This is a genomic window from Sphingobium sp. ba1 (assembly GCF_000743655.1).
Lineage (GTDB): Bacteria > Pseudomonadota > Alphaproteobacteria > Sphingomonadales > Sphingomonadaceae > Sphingobium.
This window is the reverse complement of record NZ_JPPQ01000069.1, coordinates 1,449,863-1,457,921: the sequence shown is the minus strand read 5'-3', so window position 1 is coordinate 1,457,921 and position 8,059 is coordinate 1,449,863. Positions and strand designations below refer to the sequence as shown.

Annotated in this window: 4 protein-coding genes, 1 tRNA gene and 2 pseudogenes; 3 read left to right on the top strand and 4 right to left on the bottom strand. The window is 62.9% G+C overall.

Features of this window, described 5'->3' with window-relative positions:
* The 3 genes and pseudogenes from IL54_RS24105 to IL54_RS10050 all read right to left on the bottom strand — a co-directional run.
* A pseudogene (locus IL54_RS24105) lies at positions 1–278 on the bottom strand (gamma-glutamyltransferase family protein); the annotation flags it as partial.
* Between the two features lie 56 nt (positions 279–334).
* Positions 335–1,300 carry a FecR family protein gene (locus IL54_RS10055; RefSeq protein WP_037475304.1) on the bottom strand — a complete coding sequence of 322 codons (966 nt, stop codon included), beginning with the start codon at positions 1,298–1,300 and terminating at the stop codon, positions 335–337.
* The gene (locus IL54_RS10050; RefSeq protein ID WP_162182218.1) at positions 1,236–1,895 is read right to left on the bottom strand and encodes an RNA polymerase sigma factor; all 660 of its coding nucleotides are present in this window, start codon (positions 1,893–1,895) and stop codon (positions 1,236–1,238) included. The genes IL54_RS10055 and IL54_RS10050 overlap by 65 nt, the downstream gene beginning before the upstream one ends.
* A 681-nt stretch (positions 1,896–2,576) precedes the next feature.
* On the opposite strand from IL54_RS10050, the gene IL54_RS10045 reads away from it, so the two are divergent.
* The gene (locus tag IL54_RS10045) at positions 2,577–5,597 is read left to right on the top strand and encodes a TonB-dependent receptor domain-containing protein (protein WP_037478302.1); all 3,021 of its coding nucleotides are present in this window, start codon (positions 2,577–2,579) and stop codon (positions 5,595–5,597) included.
* Positions 5,597–7,432: a gamma-glutamyltransferase family protein gene (locus IL54_RS10040; protein WP_037475302.1), complete on the top strand. Its 1,836-nt coding sequence runs from the start codon at positions 5,597–5,599 to the stop codon at positions 7,430–7,432. The genes IL54_RS10045 and IL54_RS10040 overlap by 1 nt, the downstream gene beginning before the upstream one ends.
* Positions 7,433–7,478: 46 nt before the next feature.
* On the opposite strand, the gene IL54_RS10035 is transcribed toward IL54_RS10040, so the two are convergent.
* A tRNA-Leu gene (locus IL54_RS10035) sits at positions 7,479–7,563 on the bottom strand.
* A 208-nt stretch (positions 7,564–7,771) separates the two neighbouring features.
* Here IL54_RS10035 and IL54_RS24940 point away from each other — a divergent pair.
* Positions 7,772–8,059, top strand: a pseudogene (locus tag IL54_RS24940) (glucose-6-phosphate dehydrogenase); the annotation flags it as partial.

Below are 8,059 nucleotides of genomic sequence, written 5' to 3'. Positions count from 1 at the left end.
GCGGCGACGCCCGCATCGGTCGCGTTGCCGCCTGCCATCAATATGCGGGTGCCCGCGGCGACCGCATAATGGCGGCCAGCCGCAACGATGCCGAACTGGCCGACGATTTCCGGGCGGAGCGTTTCGCCTGCGCTTTTGAGGCGCGTCGGTTCTGGCGGCGGCGTTTGCGCCTGGGCGCTGGTGGCGATCGGCCCAGCGATAGCGGCGGCTCCGGTTGCCAAAGCCCATTTGCCCAAGGCACGACGGTTCATTCCCGTAATCGGGTTCTCATCGTTCATCGTTGAAACTCCCCATTTTTTTCCTGCGCCGATACGCTTCATCCGGCGCCAATATGTCAGATGGGACCAAGGATGATCCGGTTACCGTCCATCCGCGTCGCCAGGCCCAGGCTTTCGGCCGCCGCCTTCGCAAAGCCATGCGGATCATTGGCGACAAACAGCCCGGTTATCGTTTCCTGCGCGATCAGCGGGTCGGCGATCATGATCTTCTCGTCATTATAGCGCGCAAATTCGGCTGCCGCCTGCGCGAGAGAGGTGTCGCGAAAGGCGATCATCCCTTCGCGCCAATAAAGTTCCTGAGCGATCGCATCAGGCGATATGCGGGCCGTCTCGATGGGACTGGCCGCCGCCGGATCGACCGCTGCGCGCATCCCCTGGACCAGCCTGACCGGCTGGGTCGCGACGTTGCGCCGGCTCAGTTCGACCACGCCTTCGCTGACGATCACGCCAACGGCGCGATCCGCTTGCCGCCGGACAGTGAAGGCCGTGCCGACCGCGCGAACCCGCGTATCGCCCGCCTCCACCACGAACGGGACGGCCTTGTTTTTCGCGACATCGAACAGCGCTTCGCCCCTCGTCAGTATGACGGTGCGTGTTTGAGGCGTAAATCGCACTTCGATGCGGCTGGCGGTGTTGAGATTGACCACGCTGCCATCGGGAAGCGCAACCCGCAGCATTTCGCCCTTGGCTGTCTCATAATATGTGCCCTGCCCCGACAGGTGCAGCCCGACGGCGGCGACCGCCGAAGCCGCAACCGCTGCGCCAGCGCCCCACAGGATTTGCCTGCGCGTCGCGCCGACCTTGGTGGTCGCGGCATGGATCGCCTGTTCATCGGTTTGCGCCAGTTCGACGCGGGCGAGCGTCGCGCGGGCCATCGCCCACGCACCCATGCGGCGGCTGTCCCCGGCGAGCCAGGCGTCCAGCTCTCGTTTGTCGGCGGCGCTGAGATCAGTCGCGTCACAGCGGGCCGCCCAGAGGGTCGCCTGTTGTTCTATCTCCGCGCTGCTTTCCCTGACTGTCATATGGCTCTGCATTTGAAATTCGGTCGTTAGACGCGACATGGCCGGTTTTTCCGCCACGTCCGAAAATATTTATCAGGGTGCGGATACCGCGGCCGACATGTTTTTCGACCGTGCTTTCCGACAAACCCAGCTTTTGCGCGGTTTCGCGCTGCGACAATCCGTGGACTTTGCGCAGGATGAAAACTTCACGGCATTTGGCCGGCAATTGGTCGATCGCCTCCGCCACCAACCGGAACTCCTCGCGCTGTTCGGCTTGCACGTCAGGCGGCAGAACCCCGGATTCGATGCTCAGCCGATCGATCTCGGTCAGCGTCTCCATCGAGACGACCGGCGCGCGCCGTACTTCGGTAACGATGACCGACAGCGCCGCACGAAAGAAATAGGCGCGTGGATTTTCGATATGGTCGACCGAAGGCAGGGTCGCGAGCTTCGCATAGGTTTCCTGCACGACATCATCGAGCAGAAAGCCATATTGCACGCGCCCCGCCAGCCAGCGGCGCAGCGCTGGTTCATGCGGACAGATGTGGCGTGCCAGCCATATGGCTCTGCTATCCAGAATAGGTCGACCCCTTACATCGACGATCGTCTGTAGCAACGAAAGGCACGCCCAAATCCGCCGCTAGAACAGCATGAAAAAAATGTGACAGGCGCGATGGCGGATATTTTCCGCTCTCGTGTCTTTCCACTGTGATCTGCGGCAGCATTCGCCTCCAAGCCGCGATCTGGAGAGGATGTCGGGCACCCGGAAAAGGGGCCGATCGGCATCGCCTGGCCGGGCGAATGAGTCGGCCCATGAACGGAATTTTCAGTGAGTGATCGACCATCGCGTGGCGCCTTGGCTGCGTGCGTCCGCTGGCGCGCGTCCCGTGTGGGAGGGAAATGGGGGAACATGATGAACAAGACGAAGATCTTTACCATGCTGCTGGGGAGCAGCGCCGCTGCACTGGCGCTGACAAGTGGGACAGCCAACGCCCAGCAACGCAATTTCGACCTGCCCGAAGGACGCGCAGTGGATACGCTGCCCTCCTTCGCCTTGCAGAGCGGCCTGCAGATCATCGCGCCGTCCAAGAAACTGCGCCACAGTCGCACGCCCCGTCTCTATGGCGCGCATGATGCGCGGCAGGCGCTCAAACATATCATCCGGGGCACCGATCTCGTCATCTCCTCCGACCGCAACGATGTCGTCACCCTGCGCGATCGCAGCCTCAGCGCCGAACCCGGCGCGGTTGCGGCGTTGAAGCCGATTGCGTTTGCGCAACTGGAGACGGGCGGCACCATGTCGGACGCGCCGACCATGGGGTTGCCCGCCGAGCCGCAAGGCGAAAGCCGCGCCGAAATCGTCGTCGTCGGCACCCAGATCAGGGGCGCGAAGACGACCGGTGCCCTGCCCGTCACCGTCGTCGGTCAGGAACAGGTCGATGCCGTCGCGGCGGTTTCCGGCGCGGACCTTTTCCGCTCCATCCCGCAGCTCGGCGGCGTGACCTTCAATGAGCAGGTGCTGGGCGGCGGATCGGGCAATGCCGCGCGCGGCGACGTGTCTACCGTGTCGCTGCGCGGCCTGGGTCAAGGCAACACGCTGCTGCTGATCAATGGCCGCCGCACCGTGCTGCATCCCACATCACAGGCGATTACCGGGGTGATCGATTCCGGCGTGCCGACCTTCGGCTTCAATGCCAACACCATCCCCGTCGGCGCGATCGAGCGCGTCGAGGTGCTGCGCGATGGTGCCGCCGCACTCTATGGGTCGGATGCCGTCGCGGGCGTCGTCAACAACGTACTCAAATCCAATTTCACCGGGGCGACATTCGACGCGCAATATGGCGGGGCAGAAGGCACCAATTTGCGTGAGTTCACCGTCAATGGCCTCGTCGGGTTCAATTTCGGCGGCGGCCGGGGCAATGTCTCGCTCTTTGGCGGCTATGCGCAAAAGTCCAAACTCTATCTGCGTGACCAGGACTATACGGCCACGGCCGACCGGCGATCCTTCGTCGCGGGCACGCCCTTTGCCAATAACGCGAGCTTCAACGGGACATCGACCAGTACACCTTGGGGCACGTTCCAGGCGACCGGGACCGGAGTGATCACCAGCAATGGCGTCGCGCTTACCAATGCATCGCGCCAATTCCATATCCAGCCATCGACCAATGCCGGTTGTCAGGTTGCGGCCGGTACGCCGGGCATGTGCTATGATGATGGCAGCGGCACGACGCAGATGGCGAACGTCGATTCCAACCTGCGCTTCAACCCGAATGCGACATTTGCCGACCTGACCACCCAGCCATCGGTCAAGCGCATCAACCTGTTCAGCTTCATCAATTATGAACTGACCGACAATCTCGATTTCTTCGGCGAACTGGGTTTCTATCAGGGCAAGACCGAAGCGAATATCGGCACGGGCGGATCGCTCGCCAACATCCCGATCACGGTGGCGGCGGACGCCTATTGGAACCCCTTTGGCCCTGTCGGCTCGCCCAATCGTCTTCCCGGCCTCAATATTCCGGACGAAGGACTGCCGGTTACCATCCGTAGCCTCAACTATGTCGATGTAGGGCTGCGCAACGTCAATGTGACCAACCGGCAATATCGCATTCTCGGTGGCCTGCGCGGCATGTTCGGCGACTGGAACTGGGAGTCGGCGGGGCTATATAGCTGGGCGACGGTCAAGGACACTATGGACGGCACGTCCAGCAGCCTGCTGCAAGCGGCGATCAACAAGACGACGTCTGATGCCTATAACCCATTCAATGGCGGCAGCCTGTCTGATCCCTCGGTTGGTGACGGCACACCCAATGCCGATGCGATCGTCGACAGCTTCCGCATTCAATCGACCCGTCGCAACAAGACATCACTGGCGCTTTGGGATTTGAAGATTTCCAATGCCAATCTGATCGGTCTGTGGGCCGGGAACAGCATCGGCATCGCCACCGGCGTCGAGTTCCGGCGCGAAACCTTCGATGACAATCGCGATCCTCGGCAAGGCGGTGTGGCCGGTGTCGACATCACCTATACCGATGCGGTCACGGGCATCTTCTACGGGTCGGACCTGATGGGGGCCAGCCCCAGCCCTGACGTTTCGGGCAAGCGCAAGGTCTGGTCCGCCTATGCCGAAATCGCCCTGCCTTTGGTCAGCCCGGACATGGAAATCCCAATGATCCGCTCCTTCGATATCCAGATCGCCGGGCGCTATGAGCGGTATAGCGATGTGGGTGACGTCGCCAAACCCAAGGTCGCAGCGAGCTGGGATCTGTTGCAGGGCTTCCGCCTGCGCGGTTCCTGGTCGCAGGGTTTCCGGGCGCCGAACCTGGAAGTCATCAACACCGCGACGCTAGATCGCGTCAACGGCGGCACCGAATATGTGCTGTGCGAAGCCGACCTGCGCGCCGGGCGCATCAGCAGCTTCTCCCAATGCGCGCGCAACGTGTCGGTGCTGCGGCGGTCGGGCGGCAATCCTGATCTGAAGCCCGAAGAATCCACCAGCTGGAATTTCGGTGCCGTGTTCCAGCCGCCGCTGCCCGAAGGCTGGGGCAATGTGACCTTCACCGTCGATCGCTGGCGCATCAAGCAGAAGGGCGTCGTGGGTCTGCTCGATTATCAGAATGCGCTCAATCTCGACTATCTGCTGCGGGTCCAGGGCAGCAGCAATCCCGCCGTCGTGCGCCGCGAACCTACGGCGGACGACATCGCGCTGGTGGCGGGCACGGGCTTGGCACCCGTGGGCGAGCTGCTTTACGTGACGGCCCCCTTCCAGAACCTGTTGCCGATCCAGGTCGATGGCATCGACTTCAACCTCGACTATCGCGTCGGCACCACCAACTTCGGCAAGTTCGGGCTGAACGTGAATGCCGCGCGCCTCATCAAATATCAGCTCGACGCCCCGGCTGCCGTGCAGGCGGTTACCGATGGACAGGCGGCAGGCGAAATCAACGCGGCCGTGCCTGTTCCCGGCGGTGGCGATGTCGTCGGACGCGACGGTCAGCCACGCTGGCGTATTTCCGCCAACCTGACCTGGGACTATGGCCCGGTGACCATCGGTGCCTTCACCCAGTTCATCGATGATGTTTATCAGGACGCGGTGTTCGATGCGGACGGCAACCGGTTCGTGGTCAAGGGGCAGACGACCGTGAACCTCTATGCCACCTATAAATTCGACAGCGGCATGATGAAGGGAACGGCGATCACCGTGGGTGCGCGCAACATCTTCGACAAGGATCCACCGCTCGCGTCGGGAGGATACCTGTCCAGCCTGTATCAGCCGCAGGCGCGCTATTGGTACACCAGCATCAAAAAGTCCTTCTGATGCGGGATGAAGGTCTGGCCCGTCGCGATCTGATCGCGGCGGGGTTCGCAGGCGCAGCGCTGCTCGGCTTGCCTGGTCGAGCGGCGCTGGCCCAGTCGGGGGACAAGGCACCCGATGCGCCGCGCAGCAGCCCTGCTGTGGCAAGGGCGCATCGCGTCGAAGTGCCGATGCCGCATGGCGGGGTCGCGGCGGGGCACCCGCTGGCAGCGATGGCGGGCACGCGCATGCTGATGCAGGGCGGCACGGCAGCGGACGCAGCCGTTGCCGCCATGGCGGTGATGAACGTGGTCGAACCCTGGGCATCGAGCGCGGCGGGCAATGGTTTTGCCACCTGTTTCGAACGGCGCAGCGGCAAGGTCCAGTCGCTCGCCTTTACCGGCGGTGCGCCTGCCCTGCTCGACCCGAACGTCGATCCCAAGGAACTGGACAGCGGGCACAAGGCTGTGGCGGTGCCGGGCGCGTTCGGTGGGTGGATCGCGCTGGCCCAGAGATATGGGCGGCTGCCGCTGGCGACATTGCTCGAACCCGCCATCGGCTATGCGCGCGATGGGCATCCGCTCGATGCCTCCATCGCGATGTTCATCCGCCGCCAGCAAGCGGTACTGGCGCGCCATCCGACCAGCGCGGCTATCTTCCTGCCCGATGGCCAGCCACCTGCGCCGCGTTCTATTTTCCGCAATATACCGCTGGCGCGCACCTTCCAAAGTCTCGCCGACGCGGAAACGCGGGCGCTCAAAGGTGGGGCCGACCGGGACCAGGCGCTGTCCGCCGCCTATGATCATTTCTACATCGGCCCGATCGCGCAGGACATGACCCGCTTTTCGCAGGCCAATGGCGGCTGGCTGCGCATGGAGGATATGCGCAGCTATCGCCCGGTCTGGGACGACCCCGTTTCGACCGTCTATCGCGGGATGGATGTTTATTGCAGTCCGCTCACCTCGCGCACCGGGCTGGAACTGTGCGAACAGCTCAACATCGTGGAGGGCTGGGATCTCGCGTCCCTTGCCAGCGATCGCGCCAGCCTCACCCATCTGCTGATCGAGGCGATCAAGATCACGAAGGCCGATGTCTATCGCTATGCGGGCGATCCCCGCTCTGTCGATGTGCCCGTCGCGACATTACTATCCAAGGATTTCGCCGCGACGCGACGCAAACTGATCGACCGCTTGCACGCCATCACCTTTCCCGAAGGCGCGGCACTGGCCACGAGCATGCAGCCTGATCGACCCGCCGCCGATGAAGACACGCGCGGCGGCGACACCACGAGCCTGTCGGTGGTGGACAAGGAAGGCAATGCCATTGCCGTCACGACGACGATCGGCGGCGGCTTTGGGACTTCGGTGGTGATGGGCGACACCGGCCTGTTGTGTAACAATGGCCTGCGCGTCGGGTCGACGGCCCCCTATGCCGGTCATCCCAATGCCGTGGCGCCGGGCAAGCGTGCGCTGCTAGGCAACGGCCCCATCATCGTGCTGGACAAGGGGCAATTGAAGCTGGTGTGCGGCACGCCCGGCGGCGAGACAATCGGGCAGACCCAGTTCCAATTCCTCGTCAACGCCCTCGACCTGGACATGCCGATCCAGCAGGCGATTGAAGCGCCCCGCTTCGCGCTCAATGCCAGACCCAGTTTCTACAAGCCGGGTGCTGCCATCACCATACAATTGGAAGACCGTTTCGCGCCTGCGGATGTCTCGGCATTGAAGGCCAAGGGCCATAGCGTGGAGATGGTCGGCGCCTTCGCCATCGGCAGCATCCAGGGCGTCATGGTCGATCCGTCCGGCGCACGCATGGGCGGCAGCGATCCCCGCCGCATGGGATATGCCATGGGCTATTGAAAAGATTTTGCTGTTCATCCGGTATGATCATCAGTCTGATCATATTTGGTGCGGGCGGTCGGAATCGAACCGACACTCCTTGCGGAACCGGATTTTGAGTCCGGCGCGTCTACCAGTTTCACCACGCCCGCACGGCTGGGAGAGGCCAAATGGCAAAATCCGACGCGGGCGTCCAGCCGAAAATGGCTTTGGCTGTCGCTAACATCAATTGGCGGCGGTTTTCGGCATATGTTGCGATGCGGGCCAAGGGGCGATAGCCTGACTTGCGCTATGGTCCGCCCGCGTTATAAGAGCCGCTTCGTGCAGACATAGATAATTTCAACGGAGAAGGACCATCCTTTGACCGAATCGTCTGCCACGTTCCTGTTATTCGGCGCCACCGGCGATCTGGCGCGCCGCATGATCTTCCCCTCGCTTTACAATCTGTTGGCGGATGGCCTGCTGCCCGACGATTTTCTGATCGTCGCGTCGGCACGGTCGCCGATGAGCGACGAGGATTTTCGGGCCGATGTCGATGCCGCATTGCGCCAATTCCTGGCGTCGGATCGCTATGATGCCGCGACCGCCGAGACCTTCGGCCAGATGATCGTCTATCAGCCGGTCGAGGCGGGCAAGGCCGAGCAGTTC

Coding starts and splice junctions, on each gene's coding strand:
- IL54_RS10055 (WP_037475304.1), bottom strand. CDS start 1,300: ATGACAGTCAGGGAAAGCAGCGCGGAGATAGAACAACAGGCGACCCTC.
- IL54_RS10045 (WP_037478302.1), top strand. CDS start 2,577: ATGTCGGACGCGCCGACCATGGGGTTGCCCGCCGAGCCGCAAGGCGAA.
- IL54_RS10040 (WP_037475302.1), top strand. CDS start 5,597: ATGCGGGATGAAGGTCTGGCCCGTCGCGATCTGATCGCGGCGGGGTTC.